The organism is Mucilaginibacter sp., assembly GCF_028287845.1.
Lineage (GTDB): Bacteria > Bacteroidota > Bacteroidia > Sphingobacteriales > Sphingobacteriaceae > Mucilaginibacter.
Map to the genome: position 1 here is coordinate 1 of NZ_JAQBOW010000009.1, position 20,677 is coordinate 20,677.

Here is a 20,677-nt window from a genome sequence, read left to right on the forward strand (position 1 = left end):
CTGGACGTGGTTGACTATTTGCTTAAACCCGTTGCCTTAGAACGATTTTTAAAGGCTTGCAATAAAGCCACAACAATATTCGAACAATCTAAACGGGTTGCCGAAGCCGATCCCGCGAAGCGGAAAAAATACATTTTTTTATATGCCGATTATAACCTTATCAAAGTAAACCACGATGATATAACTTATATTGAAGGGTTGAAAGATTACGTAAAAATTTATCTGGCCAGTGCACCAAAGGCTATCATATCAAGAGTTACCATTAAATCATTAGAAAGCCAACTGCCGGTTGATGAGTTTTTTAGGGTGCATAAATCATACATCGTTAACCTGGAGCACGTGCATTCCATCCGCAAGGGAAGAATAAAAATTGCCGATGTAGAAATACCCTTCAGCGACAGCTACAAAGATGTAATTACCCGCATGACGGGTAAACTAACCTAAGCAACTAACTGATGTGCAATCATATTTACCAGTGAAGTAACATCAAAGGGTTTGTGCAGCACATCATCTGGCGCGCCCTGCTGATGCATTAATAATTTTATATCCTCGTTACCCGAGCACATAATCACAGGCAGATTGCAGGTGTCTTTATTTAGCTTTATCTCTTTACAAATATCGCGTCCGTCCGCTCCGGGCAGCATCATATCTAATATGATCAGATCAGGATGGCAGGTTTTTATATGCTCCGATATTTCATCACCATTGTAAAGGGCAATAACATCATAACCTTTATTTATTAATATGTATGTCATTATTTCCACCACAAGCTCATCATCATCCACAATTAATATTTTCTTAGACATGGCGCTATATTTTGTTTGGTTATATTACAAAGCCCGTGCCATATTAACAATTAGTTAAAAAATTTTACACAATAAAAAAGCGATGCGGCTTTTCAACCACATCGCTACTAAACCAATCATAATATCCTCCTTTAAAAAAAGAGGATATCGTGTGGTTTATATATGAATAAACAATTCCTCTGCAGGCCTGCGCACTTTGATGGCATTGCTAAAAATATCATCATCGGCCCTAAAACCAACAGGGGCTATTACAGAAGTGGCTAATCCTAATTCTTTTAAACCTAATATTTCGTCAAACTTACCGGCGGCAAAACCCTCCATAGGGCAAGAGTCAATACCTAATTCGGCAGCTGCGCTAAGTAAAACACCTAAAGCGATGTAGCATTGCTTGTGGTTCCATACAATTTTCTGGTCCTCGGCCATGCGATCTATATTGGTTTTAATGTTTTGTTCGAAAACCTCAAGGTTGCTTCTATCCATGCCGCGAGTGGCAGCAATATGGTCTATATAGTTAGTTACATAAGCTTCGTCCAGGTTGGTTTCGGCAGCGAAAACAATTACCGCTGATGCATCTGTAAGTTGCGGCTGACCATGAGCGGCCTCGCGTAATTGCGCCCTTATCTCCGGATCGGTAACAACCAAAACTTTATACGGCTGTAACCCTGCTGATGACGGCGATAGCTGCACTGCAGCTAATAATGTATCTAATTGTTCTGCACTTAGTTTTTTAGTGCTGTCGAATTTTTTGGTGGCGTAGCGCCAGTTAAGGTGTTTTAAAAGTGACATTATTTTTGTTTCAATTTAATTCAAAGCAAAATTAAATGTTATAACATTTAATTGCGTCACCCCTAAGTAATTATAACAAACCCTGGTCTTTTAGTGCTTTACGGCGGTCTTTTTCTTCCTGCTTTATGGCCCGTTTTTCCTGGCGTATCTGTTTTTTGGTTTTACCCGCGGTATCAATTGCGTTCAATCGTTGCTGCTCTTCCTCCATTAAACGCTGCTCTGTTTTCTTTACTACGGTATCTTTCTTCCCAAAAAGTCTTTGAAAAAATGTAGGTTTCTTTACCGGTTGCGGCTCCTCTATAATGGGCAATTGCAGTCCAAGATCATCATCAACAGGTGCATTAAGCATTTTATTGGCTGCTGCCGAATCAACCGGAGCAACATTTCTGCGCATACTCTCTTTTAAGCGCACCGCATAAAATCCGTACGAACTGCTGTCTACCTGCGTAAACCCCTTGCCGGTCATCATCCGCCCCAGCGAATTAAAATAATTTTCCAGTCCCGGCCTTAAGCTACCATCCGGCAGGAAAGCATATAAACCCGCTTTGGGCCTGGGTACTATACTGGCTAAAAATATACTCTCGCCCAACGTCAACTCGCTTGGCGATTTGCCGAAATAATAGTGAGCCGCCTCGCTAATGCCATAAACGCCCGGCCCCCATTCTATAATGTTAAAGTACACTTCCAGCATGCGGTCTTTGGTCATGATGTTGTTGTTCTCCAGCATCCATACTATCAGTATCTCCTCTATCTTCCGGCTCAGGGTTTTCTGCCTGGTTAAAAACGAGTTCTTAACTAGTTGCATGGAGATAGTGCTACCCCCGCGCTTAAATTTATGGTCCTTAATATCGGTGATGATAGATTGCCGTATGGCTTTCTCTACAAACCCGTGATTTTTATAAAAAGTAGGGTCCTCGGCAGTCATTACCGCGTTGCGCAGGTAGGGCGACATTTCCTCCAACGGCGTATACTCCGGGTTTTCGGGCCCTATAGTATGCGGCTTTACGGGTTTATCGTTTTCATAAGGCGTATAAACAAACGGTTTGTTTAGCTTGCCCAAATCGGTTTTGCCGTATTTTATAATGCGGAACGCCGCGTCTTTATCCATCCTCGAGTCAAACTGTAAATCATCTGGCTTGCTCATGTCCACGTAAAAGTTTAAGCCGTAGTTAAGCTTACCGGCAACTTGTATACCATCGAAAGTCTCGAACATCCCCGTAGGGAAAGAATCAAAAATATCCTGCGCGTTTTGCCAGCCGGTGGTTAGCTTCAACTCATAAATTTTAACCGGGCTAAGCGTGTATTTTATAAACGGATGCGCGCTCAGCTTCTTTAAATGAATAACCGACGAGCTATCTAACGACACATAATTGGTGCCCACAAAAACATTGGCTTCTATCGATCCATCCTGAACCACAATATCATTAGCCGCCAACCCGGGCTGATTTACCAGCAGGTTATGCGCGCTGCAATAGGTGGCAATCTGCGTTTCGCCATTGCTGTGGGTAACGTTGTTGAGGCGTATGGTTAGGTTATCAAAATTAACACGGGCCTTAAAGCGCTTCTCAATAAAAGGTATTTCAACTTTGCCTTTATCGGCATAAAGCTTAACGTCAATCTCTTTATCGCTGGGGTGCATGGTGCCTGCAAAATGCCAGGTGGCCACAGTATCATTAACTTTTATGGTCGATGTAAGGTCGCCGTCATCAATCTTGGCAGTGGTGGTGAGCAGCTTAACCCGCGTACTATCATTGGTAAACGATATCAGGAAATTATCCACCCCCAAATTATCGGGTATTTTATAAAGCACCTCTTTTATCAGGTTGTTGCTCAGCTCGCTCAGGTCGACCTTAGTATGGGTGGCGGTCGAATCTTTTTTCTTCTTAAATAAAAAGTCGAAATTCTTAACCCCTTTAATATCCGTAAGGTTCAGGTGCGCGTTTTGCATCTCCACATCGGCCAGCTTGATATTGCCGAAGATAAGGGGCCATATTTTAATGCTCACCTCAAAATGCTTAATGCTTAGCAGGCTGTCGCGCTGCTGGGGCACTATGGTAATATTTTGGCAGCTAACGGTGGTAATCCCCGTAAAATGTGCCGACTCGATTTGCAAATCCAAATGGTAAAGACTCATGGCCTTAGCTTTGGCTTTGGCAATTTCGCTCTGTAAAATAGCCTCGCGTTTGCTATAGATAAGGTACCCGCCAATAAGCAGGATAACGAAGAATATAGCAACAACAATACCCGCAATGCGTACATACTTAGGGTTGAGGCGACTTAACAAGTTATTCGTTTTTTTCATATATAAGTAGCAACCATGCAATCAGCCTTGGTCTTTCGGCTTTTTCAGCTTTCCGCATCTACAGCAAAACTAAACTAAATTGTATGGTTACAAACGTTAGGATATGTAAAATGTTTCCTGCGGATGTGTGGGATAGGTAAAAAACCTCCCCTCTTGAGAGGGGGCGCGTCAGCCTGTGTAGTGGCAGGGGTGTGTTCGGGGCGTTGCCTTTGGCCCGCGCTGTACGCTCATACTGCGCTGGCCTTAGTCGCGGGGCCGGTATCCGCTGCCATCGCTAACGCAAAACGCCCCACGGTGTTATGTGAACGTTAGCTTGGCGATCTCTGCGAGTTCATTCAATAAATTGGCTGTACGCCTGGTTTGGGCATCCACCCGCTCAATCGCCGCGGGAAGGCTTTGTTCTTTTCCTTGATGAAAAGAACAAAAAATCAAGTCAGCAAAGAGGCTTCTTTGCGCACAAGGCCGTTGCCCTGCAAATCAGGAAAAACCACGGGCTGCATAATTTTGCTCCATGTCTCGCAAGGGCCATTCCCCGGGCAAAAAGACGCTATGCCCCTCCCAATGCGCATTGGCCACCAGTTTTTCCTGCTTTCACCCCGAAGCTTATTTGCTGACGCTTTGGTTGGCACCAACATTTTGGTAATTGTGAACAATAAAAAAGAAGCGTTGGGTTGTCAGCCCACGCGGCCGGGAGTATGGCCTGTGTAGTGGCAGCGATTGGGCTGACTTGATTTATTCATCTATTGTTTGTTTTTTTATGGGTATTCATGAGGTCGCTACGCTCAGTTTTTGGTTACTTTTGTATCAAGACAAAAGTAACTGGGCCTTAGCGGCCAAGAGCGTCATCAAGCGATAAGTTACAACGCTACGCAACAGCGACACAGCAACCTACCAACAATTTACATATTAAAGGCTTATTACTTTTTCCTTGATGAAAAAGTAACAAAAAATCAAGTCAGCAAAAAGGCTTCTTTGCGCACAAGGCCTTTGCCCTGCAAATCAGGAAAAATCACAGGCTGCAATATTTTTGCTCCATATCTCGCGAGGGCCATTACCCGGGCAAAAAGTTGCTATGCCTCTCCCGCCCACAGGCCAACTTATTTTTCCTGCTTTCACCCGAAGCTTATTTGCTGACGCTTTGCTCAATTGGTCAACAATTTTCATATTAATGTGAAAAGAAAAAAGAAGCGGTGGCCTGTCAGCCCACGCGGCCGGGAGTCTGGCCTGTGTAGTGGCAGCGATTGGGCTGACTTGATCTTTTGGTTACTTTTGTATCACAGACAAAAGTAACAGCCTTTCCCGCGGCGATTGAGCGGGTGGATGCTTACAATATGCGTGCTGTTAGTTAAAATGATAAACAGCATACAAAGCCTTTCCCGTGTCGATTGAGCGGGTGGATGCTTACAATATGCGTACTGTTAGTTAAAATGATAAACGGTATACAAAGCCTTCCCGCGGCGATAGCTTACAATATGCGTGCTGTTAGTTAAAATGATAAACAGTATACAAAGCCTTTCCCGCGGCGATTGAGCGGGTGGATGCTTACAATATGCGTGCTGTTAGTTAAAATGATAAGCTAAAGAATGCCCTTACTCCCTCAGTCCCGAACTGCGCTAAGCCCCAATCACCAATTTTCAACCTCTAACCCTTCAAACGATGCTTCTCCTCCACCACCTGGTTAACCGTTAAACTACGACCCTCATCGGCATTAACCTCCATGGCGCCGTGATTATTAAATACATCCACGGCTTCCTGCGCTTCGCGGGTAGAGGCGGCGTGGACGGTTACAATGGTGCCATTGCGGCCCAGCGAGGCGTAATGACTGGCCTCGGCCACGTCGTCATACAGATGGCCGAAGAAGTTACCTACGCGGTCCGTTTCGGCTACACTGTCGCCAGCGGTGTGCAGGTCTACGTTTTCGCTTTCAAACTCGTTGGCTAATAGGTAGTCGCCGGCCTGCTCGGCGAGGGCTGGGTCTGCAAATATTCCGATTACTGTTATCATAAATGGATAAATGATTGAAAGGGGGGATTTGTTTTGATGGGTTGGGGATGGGGAACTCAAGAAAGCTGGCGGGCTGTGCGATTCCCCTCTTGAGAGGGGGAAGGGGTGTGTTTCTGAACGTGCAAATCAAATAGCTAAATTTACCGTTATTGTATTATGGCAGATGTGCACAGCAAAGAAACCCGCAGCTACAATATGTCGCGGATTAAGAGTAAGAATACCAAACCCGAAATGCTGGTACGGCAGTTTCTGCACAAAAACGGTTTCCGTTACCGCCTGCACGTAAAAGATTTGCCCGGCAAGCCCGACATTGTATTACCCAAATACAAAACCGTAATTTTTATACATGGCTGCTTTTGGCATGGGCATGAGGGATGTAAATATTATGTAGTACCGAAGACGAGAACGGAGTGGTGGTTGAATAAAATAAATACTAACATAATTAATGATAAAAAGACAACCGAATTGTTAATAAAACAGGAATGGAAGATTTTAAATATTTGGGAGTGTGAATTAAAGAAAAACATAATTGATAGTACATTAACCAACCTTTTGGACTTAAAACAAAGCTAAATAAAATAGCAAACGATTTTGAAATGCTAAAAATAATTGCCAGAATTTTTAGTTTGTTGAAAAATAATTGCTAAAAATTCTGGTTTTTTGGTTAAGAACTTTATATTTGTTATCAAATATAAAACTTACCATGCCTTTAAAACAAGCTATAGAAGTTGAACAACCAGCTTTTTACCCTAAATTATCTGTTATTTCAAATGAAGATAATTGGCTTAACAAGCCCTTTTCTAATTCTAATGCAGTCATTAAAATTGGCACCTTATTCAGCGGGATAGGAGCAATTGAACATGCTTTACACAGATTGAATCTTAAAACATCTATCACATTTGCCAGTGATATAGATCCGCATGTAAAGAAAAGCTATTTGGCTAATTATGATATAGATAAGGGAGATTGGAATAATGATGTCACTGAATTTAATGCAAAAAAGTATAAAAAAAAGGTAGACTTATTGGTTGGCGGAAGCCCCTGTCAGGCATTCTCAATGGTAGGAAAACGCTTGGGGCTAGAGGATATCAGGGGTACGTTATTTTATGATTTTGCGCGAATTGTTAAGGATGTTAAACCCAAAGTTTTTATATACGAAAATGTTAAAGGCCTAACTAATCATGATAATGGCAGGACCTGGACTGTGGTACAAGATGTCTTTAAGGAATTGGGGTATAAGACACATTCTAAATTATTGAATGGAAAAGATTATGGAATGCCTCAACACAGAGAAAGAATTTTTGTTGTTGGTTTTCTTGATCATAAAGTGGATTTCAAATTTCCTGAGAAAATAATTTTAGAACACACTATGCAGGATTTTTTAGAAGACTACACAGATACAAAATATTATTTGAGAGAAAAAGGAGTGAAATTTGTGACCAGCACAAAAAACAAAATGAAAAGATACACCCAAATAAATGGGGATATTGCACTTTGTCAGAAGGCTAATCAACAATTTAACTGGCATGGCGACTTTGTATTTGAGCCTGAATTTGATGTGGCTAATTTTGATGAATTTCTTTTTGATGTAAATGCGGTTGAAGAAAAGTATTATCTGTCTGACAAGGTACGTGATTACGTACTTGCCGGAGGAACAAAAAATTTCCGAACAAGTACCAAAACCGATTTGGAAGTAGCCAGACCTCTTCTTCAATCAATGCATAAAATGCATAGGGCGGGTGTAGATAATTATGTTACACATATGGGGCGTATAAGAAAACTAACACCTCGTGAATGTTTAAGATTAATGGGATTTCGCGACGATTTTAAAATTGATGTAAGTGATACTCAGATGTATAGACAAGCAGGCAATAGTATTATTGTTGATGTTTTGATTGCAATATTGAAAGAGATGGATATTACTAAGTTTGGAGAGTAATGGCATCAATAAACGTTAATAATGCTAATTATGAAATTATAGATACCCGGGAGAAAATGACCGTTGCTGATTCTTTTGTAAAAAGGAGCAATAAAATCATGACGGGAAATGGGGAAGCAAAATTTTATGTTGGAAATGATAACACTGAGGTAAGAAATTTTTTTGGGACTGCCGGCTTTGAAGATCGCTGTTTTCTTTTAAAAAAAGACCTTGAACAATATCTTAAGGATGCGGAAGCAGAATATAAAACCCCGCAACAACCCTATCGGCATAAAGATGAAATGCCGCACTATTGGCAACAACGAGTAGCGTCTATAGCGTTGCTTCCACCTGTCTTGTGGTTTAATCTTAAAGAACAAACCCAAATAACGGGATCAAGAATCTATGTTAAATCTGACGATCCTGCATACGATCTGATAAGAGAATTATCCCTCCCCTTTATTACATACCTATCAGCAATTAAGCTCAAATCGAATGATAAAAGCATAGTTTATTATTTTCGACTTTTTGTTGATTATTTTGGCGATGCCCAACATCCGGGTGAGATCAGAATTGAAGAGGAAAAAGTTGAAGCAGAGCCAATACCTGATGAAGAGAAAAAGCAGATTCAATATGCAAGGATTGGTCAGGGAAAATACAGGAAAGCTTTATTAAACGAATGTCCGTTTTGTCCAATTACATTGGTTTCAGATGACAGACTACTTATCGCTAGCCATATCAAACCATGGGTTGCCTCACCCGACCATGAAAAAACCGACCCTAAAAACGGCTTTATGTTCACTCCGACTTATGACTTTCTCTTTGACAGGGGTTTCATTACCTTTACGGATGATAAACGGATGCTGGTATCACCATGGCTTTCTAAAATGACATGCTCGAAGCTTAATATTGCCGACGATAAAAAATTTAATTTACTGCCAGTTGAAGGAAGAGAATTATATTTACATTATCACCGCGCAAATGTTTTTAAAGCTTAGTGTACGTTAAGATACCCGTCGGATTCAAATTATAATATGGATTATTCAATAAACGGAACGGTATATACTGAAATCGACTCAATTGAACGTATAAGTTCTAAAGATTCCTTTACCAGTACAGATAATAAACTAGGTACCGGTGCCGGTGCCTGGGAATGGCACATCGGAAGCAAGAATGATTTAGAAAAATACAGTTTTTTTGGCGGTTCACAATTCCGGGCAAATTGCTTTTTGCTGAAACAGGATCTATTACGGCTGATGCAAGAGCTAAAACCAGAATACGATAATCCCTCACAGGAATACAGGTCAGCCGACAGATTTTCCGAACTATGGACTACTCGGTATAATGAAATATTACCTTTAGACGATTATCTTTTTTTTGTACTTCGCGAACATGACAACAGAGCTGCCAATGATCCCAGGCTTTATGCGAAGCATCCTGATATTAGTGAAGGTGAATCTAACTATGATTTAATAAGGAAACTTGCGTTACCCAACATTACCTATATTTCTATCAAGAAATTGAGTAGTGACACAGGGGAATTGCTGTATTATTTTAAAATCTCATGCGAGTTACCTACGAAGGAAATTGAAAAGGACTCTGATGTTGAAAAAGAAGATGAAGTAGACAACGGCGGACTATATCCTTATGATCCGGCATATACAGATATAGAAATTGGTGAAGAACCATACTCTGTATTTGAATACCTACGCCAGTTAGATAAGGACAGAATCAATATTCAGCCCGATTTTCAAAGAAATCAAATATGGAGTGATTTTCAGAAAAGTCAGTTTATAGAATCGATAATACTTAACTTTCCTTTACCACCAATTTACTTAAACCAAACAAAGGATAATAAATTTATTGTCATTGATGGTTTACAAAGAACCACTACAATACGAGATTTTTACAAGGGAGAATATCCGTTAACCGGCATCAAAGCCCTGCCAAAATATAATGGTTTGTATTTTGAGGATTTGCCTGAGATGCTCCGGTCTAAGTTCGAGGACAAAAAGCTGACAGTATTTGTTTTGAAGCCATCTACCCCTATGGTGGTTATTTATGACCTTTTTAACAGAATAAATACCGGCGGTACACAATTGAACAGGCAGGAAGTAAGAAATTGCATATTTATAGGTAAATCAACTAGACTATTAAAGGAACTTTCAGCAAAAGAGGAATTCAAAGAGGCAATTTGGTGGGGAGTTAGGGATAACAGGATGAAAGACCGGGAAGTAGTACTTCGTTATCTGTCTTTCAGATGGTTTGATTTTGAAAATGACTATAAGGGAGACATGAGCGATTTCCTGGAAATATCAATGCGATCAATCAATCAAATGGATGATCTTCGCATTGCTGGAATGAAAGCCGATTTCATAAGAACAATGGAATGGAGTTATAAAATATGGGAACGAGAGAATTTCAGGATCCCGACCGAATACACTAGAGGTACAATTAATACAGCAATTCTTGAATCTGTAGGTCGATATATTTCGTTCAAGTCGGATGCCTTTTTAGAAACAAATAAAAAAGTCATGTACGATAATTATTTCACACTGATAAGAGACTCTAAATTCAAAGATGCGGTAACAACTTCTACCAGTAGCAAAGCACACGTTTTTGATAGATTTACTCAAGCAGAAATTATATTAAACCAGGGAACAAATGATTAGCGAGTTACATATAACGAATTTCAAGTGTTTTCAAAGCACAAATGTTTTCGGGTTTTCTAAAATGAATCTGCTGACCGGGATAAATGGACGCGGTAAATCAACTATTCTGCAATCAATATTAATCGTTTCCCAGTCTATAAAATCACGTTCTGAAATTCCTGAATTGCTGATAAATGGGGGGCTGGTTGAACTGGGAAATTTTAACGATATAAAAAATAGCGATACGCCGAGAGGAAGTGATATAGTTTTTGCTTTTAAGTTTGATGATCCTGCCTTTGTAGCCGTTACAAGTTTTAACGAGAATGAGCAGGATACTTTAATTGCTGATACAAAAGGTTTCGTAATAACGCCAACTGAAATGGAACATTTGCAGGAACGTCAGGATTGTTTTTTTCAACATTTGACTAAAGTTCATTATATCAGCGCGAACCGATTAGGGCCTGTAAAATTTTCTGAAAAATTAAATCTGCCGAAATTTCTGAATGTTGGACCCAGGGGCGAATACACTATAAATATTTTGGCTAATGATAATCTAACATCTGTTAATGATGTGCTGTATCTAGGTAAGGAATCAAATTCTGTTCTTCAGCAAACTCAGGAATGGCTTGGTTATATATTGGAAGGAGCCAAAATAAGCATTGAGGGTAAGGAGCAATCCAGTAGTGTTTTATCCCTGTTAATTAATAACAAAAGTAATTCTTACAGCTATAAGCCTACTAATGTGGGGTTTGGCTACAGTTACATATTGCCTTTAATTGTTACAGGATTGATAGCTAAACCCGGAGAAACTGTAATTGTAGAAAATCCGGAAGCTCATCTTCATCCAAGAGCACAAGCCAGGATTATGGAATTCTTTTCGAAAGTTGCATCCTGCGGCGTACAGGTATTTATAGAATCTCATAGCGAACATATCTTAAATGGAATCAGAGTTTCCGCGTTAAACCCTAATATAAAATTAAGTGCGGAGGATGTTTCTATTCAATATTTTGATGAAGAATTTATTCCTGAAAAATTAATACCTGATGCAAACGGAAAAATAGCGAACTGGCCCGCTGGTTTTTTTGATCAGCAGGAGATTGACTTGTCTGAAATTTTTAAGCTGACCCGTAAATAATGATTGCCGAATTATTCATAATTCCGGAATCGTTTGTAAACAATAGTAACTTTACTATTGAGGAACTTGAATTCAAAATAAAAGCATTGTCGCAGGATTGTATCCAAATCCGTAAATACAAAGCAGATAATCATCTCTATGTTCATTCTGATATCTACAATGTTGTTTTTGTTAATGGCCTTACTGTCGGCGAATTACTCTATAATCCCGAAGTTGCAAAAGAAAATATAGATCGGGATGTTTATAATGCACTGAAAACTATAATAATGGAGTCCGCAAATGCTGAATACACGACAGCAGACATAATTAATATATTATTACCCGAGCATAGTGAAGATATCTGCCATGGATTGATTGCCTTTGAGGAAATTCCAAAAATTGAACAGGACTATCAGATTATATATTCATTACAAGGGTGGTATGATTTCCGAAGACACTTCCTCGGACTTTACCCAAAAAATCCTATTTTCTTTATTGATGAATGCAAAATTTATTTCCCTGATCTTTTTTTTCATGAAAGAAATAAAGGTACAATTGGCACGATTTTACATAATTGTCCAAAAACTATTGTTTTTCATCTTGCAGCTCTTAATGATAAATTTGGCTCAATCGTAATTAGAAACATGAACAGAACAGAAGTGCTTCGGCAGTTCAGCGTTGCATCTAATTTTCCTGAAAACGCATCGTTGGAAGGAAATTCCGCACGGAAACAGGATTTTACTTTTGCTTTTTTGAATGACGATAGTAAATATATTGATGTATGTTGCGAACCGCATTTAAAACTTTGCTTTAATGATAATTACCCCGGTGATAATTCGTATTCAAATGATCGAAGAATATATTTCCATGAAGGGATATACAACATAGAAAAGAATAAAATATTAATAGGACACATTGGCAATCATTTGTAATCCCTCGCTGTTGTTAGGTTATCCCAATGGGGACACCCCTATTTCAATGTTCACCCGGTGATAACGGTATCGTTTCATCTTGTTTCACCTATAGAAATTATCTATATCACAATAATTTGGTTATCACTAAATTAACCAACAATCACCCATAAAAACACCGACGAATAAGTTGTTACATTTTGTTACATCACTTTTTATCAAATAGCTGTATTTTAATTGGTTAAGTCAAAATCTTGTTTCACTTGTTACATTTTGTTACACCAAAATGTGTAACAAACTAATCTTGTAATCATTTAATCCTGCTAATCAAGGTTCAGCGTACCCCGCGTTAGCGATGGCAGCGGATACCGGCCATCTTGCGCTTAACGCCTGTGCCGTATGAGCGTACAGCGCGGGCCGCAGGCAACGCCCGCTTTTAAAGATTGGTGATTGAAGATTAAAGATTAGCGACTTGTAAGTTGGTGAGTTTCTTAACGCGCTTTGTATCTCACCAACGTAAAACATATCACGCCAACCTCCCTCCACCAAAAAAGCATTACCATGACACTACTTCCCGCCGTTTTTGTAATTTTGTTAACTTATACAACGCGATGATAACCAAAGAGCAAGTACTACAGGCGCTAAGCAACGTGGAAGAACCGGACCTGAAAAAAGACCTGGTTACCCTAAACATGATACAGGATATTGTGATTGATGGTAACCGGTTAAGTTTTTCGGTTATACTAACCACGCCTGCCTGCCCCCTTAAAGCATTGATAGAGAATGCCTGCCGTAATGCTATAGGCCACTTCATCAGCAAAGAAATTGAGGTTACGGTACACATGACCTCGCGCGTTACCACGCAGAAGAATACCGGTGTGCCGGGGGTGAAGAACATTATAGCGGTAGCATCGGGTAAGGGTGGGGTTGGTAAAAGCACCGTGGCGGTTAACCTGGCCCTGGGCCTGGCCAAAAGCGGCGCCAAAGTAGGGCTGATAGATGCTGATATTTATGGTCCGAGTATTCCTATTATGTTCGGCCTGGAGGGCGTGCGCCCCCAATCCCGCAATGTGGATGGCAAAACGCGTATTGAGCCTATCGAGAAGTTCGGCATTAAATTGCTATCCATAGGGTTCTTTACAGACCCCAATCAACCCGTGCCATGGCGCGGACCAATGGTATCAACCGCCGTTAAACAATTATTTAATGATGCCGATTGGGGCGAGCTTGACTACCTGGTAGTAGACCTGCCACCTGGTACCGGCGATATACATATTACGGTAACGCAGTCGTTCCCGGTTACGGGCGCGGTTATAGTTACCACGCCACAGGCCGTTGCCCTGGCTGATGCTAAAAAGGGTATAGGTATGTTTTTAATGGAGAGCATAAACGTACCGCTGCTGGGCATAGTAGAGAACATGGCCTACTTTACCCCTGCCGAGCTGCCGCATAATAAATATTACATCTTCGGGCAGGGCGGCGGCAAAAGGCTGGCCGAGCAGTTGGAAGTTCCGTTTTTAGGCGAGATACCCCTGATAAAAAGCATAAGCGACAGCGGCGACGCGGGCACGCCCATCATCATATCCGAAGAGAATGAGCTGATGGTGCACGCCTTTACCGAGATGGCAAACCGCGTGGCGCAGCAGGTATCTATCAATAATGCATTGGTGTTATCAAAGACCATCATGGGCCAGCCATAAAAATAGATATGCCCATGATAGCTTCATTACCATTGAAAAGCAATCAAAAGCAATGAAAATATTATAAATAATTAATAACTTTACTTATAAATTAGTAAAAATGAGTTTATTAGAAAGGGTGGAAGCAGCGTTGGACACGATAAGGCCGTATCTGGAAACAGATGGGGGCAATGTATCGGTAGAGGAGATCACTCCTGAAAATGTAGTGAGGATAAAGTTACTGGGTTCGTGCGGTTCATGCCCCATGAGCATCATGACGCTTAAAGCGGGTATTGAACAGGCCATACAAAAAGCTGTGCCCGAAATTACCGGCATAGAGGCCATAAACCTAACAGATATTGACGACCCGAACGCGGTGTTGCCAGAAAACTTGCGCTAACCAATGTTAAGTATTGTTAAATTACAGTTGACATACTGGCAATACTATGTTGTTTAAAAACTAAAAACTATTTTTACCCGTTGATAGTAATTATAGATATAGAGAAGAAGCTTAACCGCACAATGAAATACCTGATTGGCATATTGTTTTTATTTTGTACCGTAACGGTATTCGCGCAAACGGCCGAGAAGCCATTGGTGCAGTTTACCGGTGTTACCCATAATGCCGATAGCGCCCGGGTTATTGTGCCTTACGTAAACGTTACCAATGTTACCACACACAAGCAAGTTTATATAGCTAACTACGAGGGTTATTTCTCTTTCGTGGCGCATGAGCAGGATACCATACGCTTTAGCAGCGTGGGTTATAAACCGGTAACGGTTGTTATTCCGGCTAATGTGGTTAATAAAAGTTTGGTGATGGAGATAATGCTTAAACCAGAGATAGTTAATCTGCCGGTTTTCCGGGTGTTCCCATGGGCCACTACGGATGAGTTCAGGAAAGATTTCTTATCTATGAAAATTGCGGATGATGACCTGGAGATTGCCCGTAAGAATTTAAGCTCGACATCTATTCATGCCCTCGAGGCCTCTTTACCGCGCAGCGGGGCAGAGAGCTTTAGCGTAGAGGATATGCATAACAGCATTGTAAATTCGCACTCTATAACTAACCCGTTGTTGAATCCGTTTGCCTGGGGTAGTTTGATAAGGGAGATTACTGCCGGCGATAACTCGAAATAATTATCGCGCTTTTTTAGCAGCAGGAAACTTCATCTTGTATTCTACATCTACTATCCCTCTCGATATATCGTTTAACCTTTTTTCTAACAAACGCCTGCGCAGCGGACTAAGTTTATCAGTAAATAGTTTACCTTCTATATGGTCATACTCATGCTCAATAATGCGTGCAGCCATGCCAGAGAAAGTTTCTTCGTGATGCTTCCAGTCTTCATCATAGTATGACATTTTTATTACTGGCTTGCGTGAAACATCTTCTCTAATGTCGGGTATACTTAAACAGCCTTCGTTAAACGTCCATTCTTCACCTGTTTCTTCCAAAATACAGGCGTTAATGAATACCTTTTTAAAGTTTTTTAGTTCAGGTTCTTCATCATCAAAAACAGAAGCATCAATTACAAACAAACGCATAGACAGGCCAACCTGCGGGGCAGCCAAACCAACACCACGGGCAGCATACATGGTCTCGAACAAATCATCAGCCAGTTGTTTTATATGCGGATATTCGGCAGGCTCAATAGAGGGCGCTTTTCTGCGCAGAACCGGGTCGCCATATGCTATAATTGGAAATTTCATACTTACAAAATTACGGGTTTATTCTTTAGGCTCAAATAGCAGGGTTATCATTTTACTTTCGTCGAATATTTCATTGCTTATGGTTAACAATTCATCGGCAGTAACTTTGTTAATTTTTTCAAATATCTGCGGCAGCGTATCCACATAATTAAAGTCGATCAAACTTTTAGCCATAGATATGATCAGACTCATACGGTTCTCTTCGGCCAAAGCTATTTGCCCTATAAACTTTTGTTTGGTTTGATGTAGTTGCAGTGTACCCAGCTTTTGCTCGCGCAGTTTCTTTAATTCTTTATGTACTAATCGGGTTGCTTTATCTGCCTTCTCTGTATCGGTACCAAAATAAATGGAAAAGATGCCGGTATCGGTTAGGGGTGTATAGTTTGATTCGATGGTGTAGGCAATACCATGTTTCTCTCGTATCTCCAGGTTTAAGCGGTTGCTCATGCCCATGCCGCCTAACAGGTTATTTAATAGCAGCAGCCCCGTTTTTTTATCGTGCGATGAAGAATAAGCCTGGTTGCCAATAACGCAATGCGTTTGTGATATGGGCTTATGGATAACATGGTGACCGCTAATATTGTGACAGGGCGTTACCCTTATTTTTTTATTATGATTTGGAGCGATGTTGCCAAAGTATTTATCAGCCAGTTTAATTACCTTTTTAAAATTATAATCGCCAAAAACAGCAAATACAATTTCATCTGTATTATAATTGGTAGTTATGAATTGCTTCATATCGTCCCGGCTTAATATGCCCACTGTTTCGGTAGTGCCTAATACGTTTTTCCCTATGGGGTGATCTTTAAATAGTAGTTCCTCAAAATCATCCTGTATGGCTTCTTCGGGCAAATCGAGGTAGGAGGCTATCTCATCCTGTATTACGCCACGTTCTTTTTCCAGCTCATCTTCGGGGAAGGTAGAATGGAACACTATATCCTCAAACAAATCAATGGTACGCTCTAAATAAGGGTTTAAAAGCGATGCGTGGATGCAGGTATATTCCTTGGTGGTATAAGCGTTCAGGTCGGCACCTACCAGTTCCAGGCGGTTTAGTATCTGATTGGTGTTGCGGCGCTCGGTTTCTTTGAATAACAGATGCTCTATAAAATGTGCCAGGCCCTCTTTATTATCCTGCTCATCGCGCGAGCCGGCATTAACCAACAGGCAGCAATGCGTTATTGCCGATGGTGCATATTTGTACATTATCCGGATGCCGTTGGATAGGGTGTAGAGCTGATAATCCATCATTGGGGGGCAAAGATAGGGATTTAAGCAGGTATTCCCGTTGTCCGATGTCTGGCATTTGGTTGCAATGGAAGTGGACGGACAGGTAGTAGTAAACAAATTATTTAAGAACAATTTGCTATATTTGAATATATCAGAAAAGCAATGGTAATTGAACGTACAAAAGACGAAGTAATAATCAGGCTCCCATCGTATGTGAACACTGAGGGCTTGCAGAAACTTGTTGATTATCTGACCTACAAAGAAGCCACATCAAAATCACAAGCAACGCAAGATGCTGTTGACAAATTAGCTACGGAAGTAAAAAGGGGCTGGTGGTCTAAAAATGGCGACAAGTTTGACAAGTGAAAATAATAGTTGATACCAATATTATTTTCAGTGCAATACTAAACACCAATGGCTCCATTGGTGACCTGCTTATGAATTCCGGTAAGGTTCTTGATTTTTATAGCTGTGATTATATGCGGCATGAAATTCAAAATCATTGGGCGAAACTTAAGAAAATCTCCAAACTATCTGAAGAAGAACTAAGCAATTCTTATTTTCAAATCGCATCAAGAATACATTTTATAAATGAATCTTTAATTCCCGGCGAGATCTGGCAAAAAACTAACAGCTCCCTATCGGCGTAAGCCACAATGACATTGCTTAAATAATTACATTTATTACCTTAGTAAAAATTTAAAATAATGAAGATTGGAAAATATCCGGTAGCATCACTTGTATTGCTGGTAATATTTGGCGCTAAGCTGTTGGTAAAATTGGTTTTCCCTGATAAATACCTGGCGTACTATCCAATATTTGATAAGGTTTTAATGGCTGCGCTTATTATATTTACACTTTACTATATCAGGGTATGGGTGGGTGCATGGTTAAATAACAGGCGCGAAGAAACTAATAATTAACCGTCCGCCCGTTTATAACTGTTCGGTAACCTACCGGACGGACACGTATTAAACAACCACAAATACTTTCCTTATCATGAACATAAAAATTGCCGACCTGGAATTTGAACCGCTTATCTCCGGCGAGGCTATACAAGCCCGTACCAAAGAAATTGCCGCGCAGCTAAACGAAGAATATGCAGATAAGGCCCCCATATTTGTTGGCGTGCTAAACGGCTGCTTTATGTTTATGGCCGATCTGGTAAAACGGATCAACGTACCTTGCGAGGTAGCGTTTACCAAGTTGTCATCCTATCACGGCGGCGTAACCACCACACGCCGCATAAGCGATGATTTTGATTTGCTGGTTGATATTGCTAACCGCCACGTAATACTGGTTGAAGATATTGTTGACACCGGCCACACGCTCGACTATTTAGTCGCCAAACTAAGTCACCGTAAACCGGCTTCCATAACCGTATGCGCCCTGCTGCTAAAGCCTGATGCTATTGAATACAGTATTAAAGAACTGAAACATATTGCCTTCCGGATACCTAACGAGTTTGTGGTGGGGTATGGTTTAGATTATATGGAATTGGGAAGGAATTTGGATGGGATTTATAAGAGGGTGGTGTAGCAATTCCTTTTGTCATCCTGAGCGATAGCGAAGGATCTTATATAATAGACAGGCAAGCGTTGTACTTATCGCGTTGAGAAGATCCTTCGCTATCGCTCAGGATGACAAGTTTTAGGTGATTAAACCCCCACTTCTTCCAACATCCCACCCAATAACTCCACAGCCTCATTAATCCCCATCACGCCCTCAATGCTTAAACGCAGGGTGTTTTTCACCTCCTTTAAATTAGTGCGGCGTGGGTTGGCTTGTACAAATAGCAGCACATTGCGGAAAGCCGCGGTTTCAAAATAAGCAGATTGCTGGTTAGTGATAAAGTAGCCGCGCAACACGCCTTTTTTAAGCGAGATCTTCTCAAAGCCAATACTCTTACCCAGCCATTGCAAGCGCATGGTATTTAGCAGGTCATTTACCTGTGGTGGTATCGGGCCAAAGCGGTCATGCAACTGTTGCTGGAAGGCTTGCAGCTCAGCCTCGTTTTCCAGTTTAGACAGGTCAGAATATAAATTATACCGCTCTGATAAGCTGGTTACATATTCGTTGGGTATCAGTATTTCCAGGTCGGTATCTATCTGGGTAAAGGCGATGAACGGTCGTGGTTTATCATCCGGGAACAGGCCCTTAAACTCAGCATCCTTTAGCTCATGAATGGCTTCATCCAAAATTTTATGGTACATCTCAAAACCAATCTCGGCAATAAAACCGCTTTGCTCGGCGCCTAAAAGGTTTCCGCTGCCGCGGATGTCGAGGTCGCGCATAGCCACATTAAAACCGCTGCCCAGGTCAGAAAATTCTTCAATAGCGCTTAACCGTTTGCGCGCTTCATTGGTAAGTGTAGATAGTGGCGGACTCAACAAATAACAATACGCCTTTTTATTACTTCGCCCAACACGGCCCCGCATCTGGTGCAGATCGCTCAGGCCAAACATGTGCGCGTGATTGATGATAATAGTATTGGCGTTGGGTATATCCAAACCGGCCTCAATAATGGTAGTAGCCACCAGCACATCGTACTCGTTATTAACGAATTTCAGCATCACATCTTCCAACGCGTCGCCCTCTAATTGCCCGTGAGCAATACCCACCCTTGCACCCGGCACCAGTTTATGGATCATGCCACCCAGTTGGGGCAAATCATTAACCCGGTTATGGATAAAGAATACCTGGCCGCCGCGTTCCAGCTCAAACTCAACGGCATCTTTTATCAGCTTATCATTAAATACATGCAGCTCGGTAACTACCGGCTGTCGGTTTGGCGGCGGGGTTGATATAATGGACAAATCGCGCGCGCCCATCAGCGAAAAATGCAGTGTGCGCGGTATTGGTGTAGCGGTAAGCGTAAGCGTATCCACATTGGCACGCATTTGCTTCAACTTCTCTTTGGTGCTTACGCCAAATTTCTGCTCCTCGTCAATAATCATAAGGCCCAGGTCCTTAAACTTTACATCTTTACTCACCAAACGGTGTGTGCCGATGATGATATCAACCTTGCCATCCTTCAGTTTTTCTAAAGTCTCTTTTATCTGCTTACTGGATTTAAAGCGGTTAACGTAATCAATGTTACAAGGGAAGCCTTTTAAGCGCTCGCTGAACGTTTTATAATGCTGGGCCGCTAAAATGGTTGTCGGTACTAAAATAGCCACCTGCTTGCTATCGGCAACGGCCTTAAACGCCGCGCGGATGGCTACTTCGGTTTTGCCAAAGCCTACATCCCCGCATATCAACCTATCCATAGGATGCGGCGCTTGCATGTCTTTTTTAAAATCGTTGGTGGCTTTTTCCTGGTCGGGGGTATCCTCGTAAATAAAGGAGGCCTCCAGCTCGGTTTGCAAATAGCTATCCGGCGAAAACGAGTTGCCCACCTGCGATTTACGGACAGCATAAAGCTTTATCAGATCGCGGGCTATGTCTTTAACTTTTTTTTTTGTTGTCTTCTTGAGTTTTTCCCACGTATCGGTACCCAGTTTATTCATCCGGGGTACAGAACCCTCCTTGCCGCTGTATTTAGATATGCGGTTAAGCGAATT

General features: G+C 41.3%; 21 protein-coding genes. 14 read left to right on the plus strand and 7 right to left on the minus strand.

Annotated elements, in window-relative coordinates; all coding sequences use genetic code 11:
- Positions 1-444, plus strand: a 444-nt coding sequence (locus tag JWP71_RS00865; protein ID WP_299496026.1) for a LytTR family DNA-binding domain-containing protein, incomplete at its 5' end; no start/stop codon positions are given.
- Here JWP71_RS00865 and JWP71_RS00870 read toward each other — a convergent pair.
- From JWP71_RS00870 to JWP71_RS00885, 4 genes are all read right to left on the minus strand, one after another.
- Entirely contained in the window at positions 441-806 is a 366-nt protein-coding gene (locus tag JWP71_RS00870) for a response regulator (RefSeq protein ID WP_299496028.1), read from the minus strand. The two genes, JWP71_RS00865 and JWP71_RS00870, sit on opposite strands and share 4 nt — an antisense overlap.
- Positions 807-962: 156 nt before the next feature.
- A complete protein-coding gene (locus tag JWP71_RS00875; protein WP_299496030.1) occupies positions 963-1,592 on the minus strand; it encodes an NAD(P)H-dependent oxidoreductase in 630 nt (209 codons plus the stop codon).
- A gap of 70 nt (positions 1,593-1,662) precedes the next feature.
- Positions 1,663-3,894, minus strand: a complete 2,232-nt coding sequence (locus JWP71_RS00880) for a transglycosylase domain-containing protein (RefSeq protein WP_299496032.1) — start codon at positions 3,892-3,894, stop codon at positions 1,663-1,665.
- Between the two features lie 1,641 nt (positions 3,895-5,535).
- The gene (locus JWP71_RS00885) at positions 5,536-5,730 is read right to left on the minus strand and encodes a hypothetical protein (protein WP_299496034.1); all 195 of its coding nucleotides are present in this window, start codon (positions 5,728-5,730) and stop codon (positions 5,536-5,538) included.
- A 324-nt stretch (positions 5,731-6,054) separates the two neighbouring features.
- Between JWP71_RS00885 and JWP71_RS00890 the strand changes: the two genes are divergently transcribed.
- From JWP71_RS00890 to JWP71_RS00930, 9 genes are all read left to right on the plus strand, one after another.
- A complete protein-coding gene (locus JWP71_RS00890) occupies positions 6,055-6,471 on the plus strand; it encodes a very short patch repair endonuclease (protein ID WP_299496036.1) in 417 nt (138 codons plus the stop codon).
- Between the two features lie 130 nt (positions 6,472-6,601).
- On the plus strand, positions 6,602-7,837 hold the full coding sequence (gene dcm / locus JWP71_RS00895; protein ID WP_299496038.1) for a DNA (cytosine-5-)-methyltransferase: 1,236 nt from the start codon (positions 6,602-6,604) through the stop codon (positions 7,835-7,837).
- Positions 7,837-8,814 (plus strand): HNH endonuclease, encoded by a 978-nt coding sequence (locus JWP71_RS00900; RefSeq protein ID WP_299496041.1) that lies wholly within the window; start codon positions 7,837-7,839, stop codon positions 8,812-8,814. The genes dcm and JWP71_RS00900 overlap by 1 nt, the downstream gene beginning before the upstream one ends.
- 36 nt (positions 8,815-8,850) lie before the next feature.
- Positions 8,851-10,488 (plus strand): DUF262 domain-containing protein, encoded by a 1,638-nt coding sequence (locus tag JWP71_RS00905; protein WP_299496043.1) that lies wholly within the window; start codon positions 8,851-8,853, stop codon positions 10,486-10,488.
- Complete coding sequence (locus tag JWP71_RS00910) at positions 10,481-11,602, plus strand: DUF3696 domain-containing protein (protein WP_299496046.1); 1,122 nt, start codon at positions 10,481-10,483, stop codon at positions 11,600-11,602. Before JWP71_RS00905 ends, JWP71_RS00910 begins: the two co-directional genes overlap by 8 nt.
- Complete coding sequence (locus tag JWP71_RS00915) at positions 11,602-12,513, plus strand: hypothetical protein (protein WP_299496049.1); 912 nt, start codon at positions 11,602-11,604, stop codon at positions 12,511-12,513. Before JWP71_RS00910 ends, JWP71_RS00915 begins: the two co-directional genes overlap by 1 nt.
- 590 nt (positions 12,514-13,103) lie before the next feature.
- Positions 13,104-14,192 (plus strand): Mrp/NBP35 family ATP-binding protein, encoded by a 1,089-nt coding sequence (locus JWP71_RS00920; protein ID WP_299496052.1) that lies wholly within the window; start codon positions 13,104-13,106, stop codon positions 14,190-14,192.
- 100 nt (positions 14,193-14,292) lie between these two features.
- Positions 14,293-14,571 carry a NifU family protein gene (locus tag JWP71_RS00925; protein ID WP_299496055.1) on the plus strand — a complete coding sequence of 93 codons (279 nt, stop codon included), beginning with the start codon at positions 14,293-14,295 and terminating at the stop codon, positions 14,569-14,571.
- An 80-nt stretch (positions 14,572-14,651) separates the two neighbouring features.
- A complete protein-coding gene (locus JWP71_RS00930; RefSeq protein WP_299496057.1) occupies positions 14,652-15,311 on the plus strand; it encodes a hypothetical protein in 660 nt (219 codons plus the stop codon).
- Here the strand turns inward: JWP71_RS00930 and def are convergent, their stop codons facing one another.
- Together def and JWP71_RS00940 are read right to left on the minus strand one after the other, a co-directional pair.
- Positions 15,312-15,884 (minus strand): peptide deformylase, encoded by a 573-nt coding sequence (gene def, locus JWP71_RS00935; RefSeq protein ID WP_299496059.1) that lies wholly within the window; start codon positions 15,882-15,884, stop codon positions 15,312-15,314.
- 18 nt (positions 15,885-15,902) lie between these two features.
- Positions 15,903-17,132, minus strand: a complete 1,230-nt coding sequence (locus tag JWP71_RS00940; protein WP_299496061.1) for a pitrilysin family protein — start codon at positions 17,130-17,132, stop codon at positions 15,903-15,905.
- Between the two features lie 144 nt (positions 17,133-17,276).
- Here JWP71_RS00940 and JWP71_RS00945 point away from each other — a divergent pair, with 144 nt between their 5' ends.
- The 4 genes from JWP71_RS00945 to hpt all read left to right on the plus strand — a co-directional run bounded on the left by JWP71_RS00945 (position 17,277) and on the right by hpt (position 18,653).
- Complete coding sequence (locus tag JWP71_RS00945) at positions 17,277-17,480, plus strand: hypothetical protein (RefSeq protein ID WP_299496063.1); 204 nt, start codon at positions 17,277-17,279, stop codon at positions 17,478-17,480.
- The gene (locus JWP71_RS00950; RefSeq protein ID WP_299496066.1) at positions 17,477-17,764 is read left to right on the plus strand and encodes a PIN domain-containing protein; all 288 of its coding nucleotides are present in this window, start codon (positions 17,477-17,479) and stop codon (positions 17,762-17,764) included. The genes JWP71_RS00945 and JWP71_RS00950 overlap by 4 nt, the downstream gene beginning before the upstream one ends.
- Positions 17,765-17,821: 57 nt before the next feature.
- Complete coding sequence (locus tag JWP71_RS00955) at positions 17,822-18,037, plus strand: hypothetical protein (RefSeq protein ID WP_299496069.1); 216 nt, start codon at positions 17,822-17,824, stop codon at positions 18,035-18,037.
- Positions 18,038-18,113: 76 nt separating this feature from the next.
- Positions 18,114-18,653, plus strand: a complete 540-nt coding sequence (gene hpt, locus JWP71_RS00960) for a hypoxanthine phosphoribosyltransferase (RefSeq protein WP_299496072.1) — start codon at positions 18,114-18,116, stop codon at positions 18,651-18,653.
- A gap of 119 nt (positions 18,654-18,772) precedes the next feature.
- Here the strand turns inward: hpt and mfd are convergent.
- On the minus strand, positions 18,773-20,677 hold a 1,905-nt coding region (gene mfd / locus JWP71_RS00965), incomplete at its 5' end, for a transcription-repair coupling factor (protein ID WP_299496073.1).

What these genes read in the sequence shown, in the direction of transcription:
- JWP71_RS00870 (WP_299496028.1), bottom strand. Translation starts at nt 806, where the DNA reads ATGTCTAAGAAAATATTAATTGTGGATGATGATGAGCTTGTGGTGGAA.
- JWP71_RS00875 (WP_299496030.1), bottom strand. Translation starts at nt 1,592, where the DNA reads ATGTCACTTTTAAAACACCTTAACTGGCGCTACGCCACCAAAAAATTC.
- JWP71_RS00880 (WP_299496032.1), bottom strand. Translation starts at nt 3,894, where the DNA reads ATGAAAAAAACGAATAACTTGTTAAGTCGCCTCAACCCTAAGTATGTA.
- JWP71_RS00890 (WP_299496036.1), top strand. Translation starts at nt 6,055, where the DNA reads ATGGCAGATGTGCACAGCAAAGAAACCCGCAGCTACAATATGTCGCGG.
- dcm (WP_299496038.1), top strand. Translation starts at nt 6,602, where the DNA reads ATGCCTTTAAAACAAGCTATAGAAGTTGAACAACCAGCTTTTTACCCT.
- JWP71_RS00900 (WP_299496041.1), top strand. Translation starts at nt 7,837, where the DNA reads ATGGCATCAATAAACGTTAATAATGCTAATTATGAAATTATAGATACC.
- JWP71_RS00905 (WP_299496043.1), top strand. Translation starts at nt 8,851, where the DNA reads ATGGATTATTCAATAAACGGAACGGTATATACTGAAATCGACTCAATT.
- JWP71_RS00910 (WP_299496046.1), top strand. Translation starts at nt 10,481, where the DNA reads ATGATTAGCGAGTTACATATAACGAATTTCAAGTGTTTTCAAAGCACA.
- JWP71_RS00915 (WP_299496049.1), top strand. Translation starts at nt 11,602, where the DNA reads ATGATTGCCGAATTATTCATAATTCCGGAATCGTTTGTAAACAATAGT.
- JWP71_RS00920 (WP_299496052.1), top strand. Translation starts at nt 13,104, where the DNA reads ATGATAACCAAAGAGCAAGTACTACAGGCGCTAAGCAACGTGGAAGAA.
- JWP71_RS00925 (WP_299496055.1), top strand. Translation starts at nt 14,293, where the DNA reads ATGAGTTTATTAGAAAGGGTGGAAGCAGCGTTGGACACGATAAGGCCG.
- def (WP_299496059.1), bottom strand. Translation starts at nt 15,884, where the DNA reads ATGAAATTTCCAATTATAGCATATGGCGACCCGGTTCTGCGCAGAAAA.
- JWP71_RS00940 (WP_299496061.1), bottom strand. Translation starts at nt 17,132, where the DNA reads ATGGATTATCAGCTCTACACCCTATCCAACGGCATCCGGATAATGTAC.
- JWP71_RS00945 (WP_299496063.1), top strand. Translation starts at nt 17,277, where the DNA reads ATGGTAATTGAACGTACAAAAGACGAAGTAATAATCAGGCTCCCATCG.
- JWP71_RS00955 (WP_299496069.1), top strand. Translation starts at nt 17,822, where the DNA reads ATGAAGATTGGAAAATATCCGGTAGCATCACTTGTATTGCTGGTAATA.
- hpt (WP_299496072.1), top strand. Translation starts at nt 18,114, where the DNA reads ATGAACATAAAAATTGCCGACCTGGAATTTGAACCGCTTATCTCCGGC.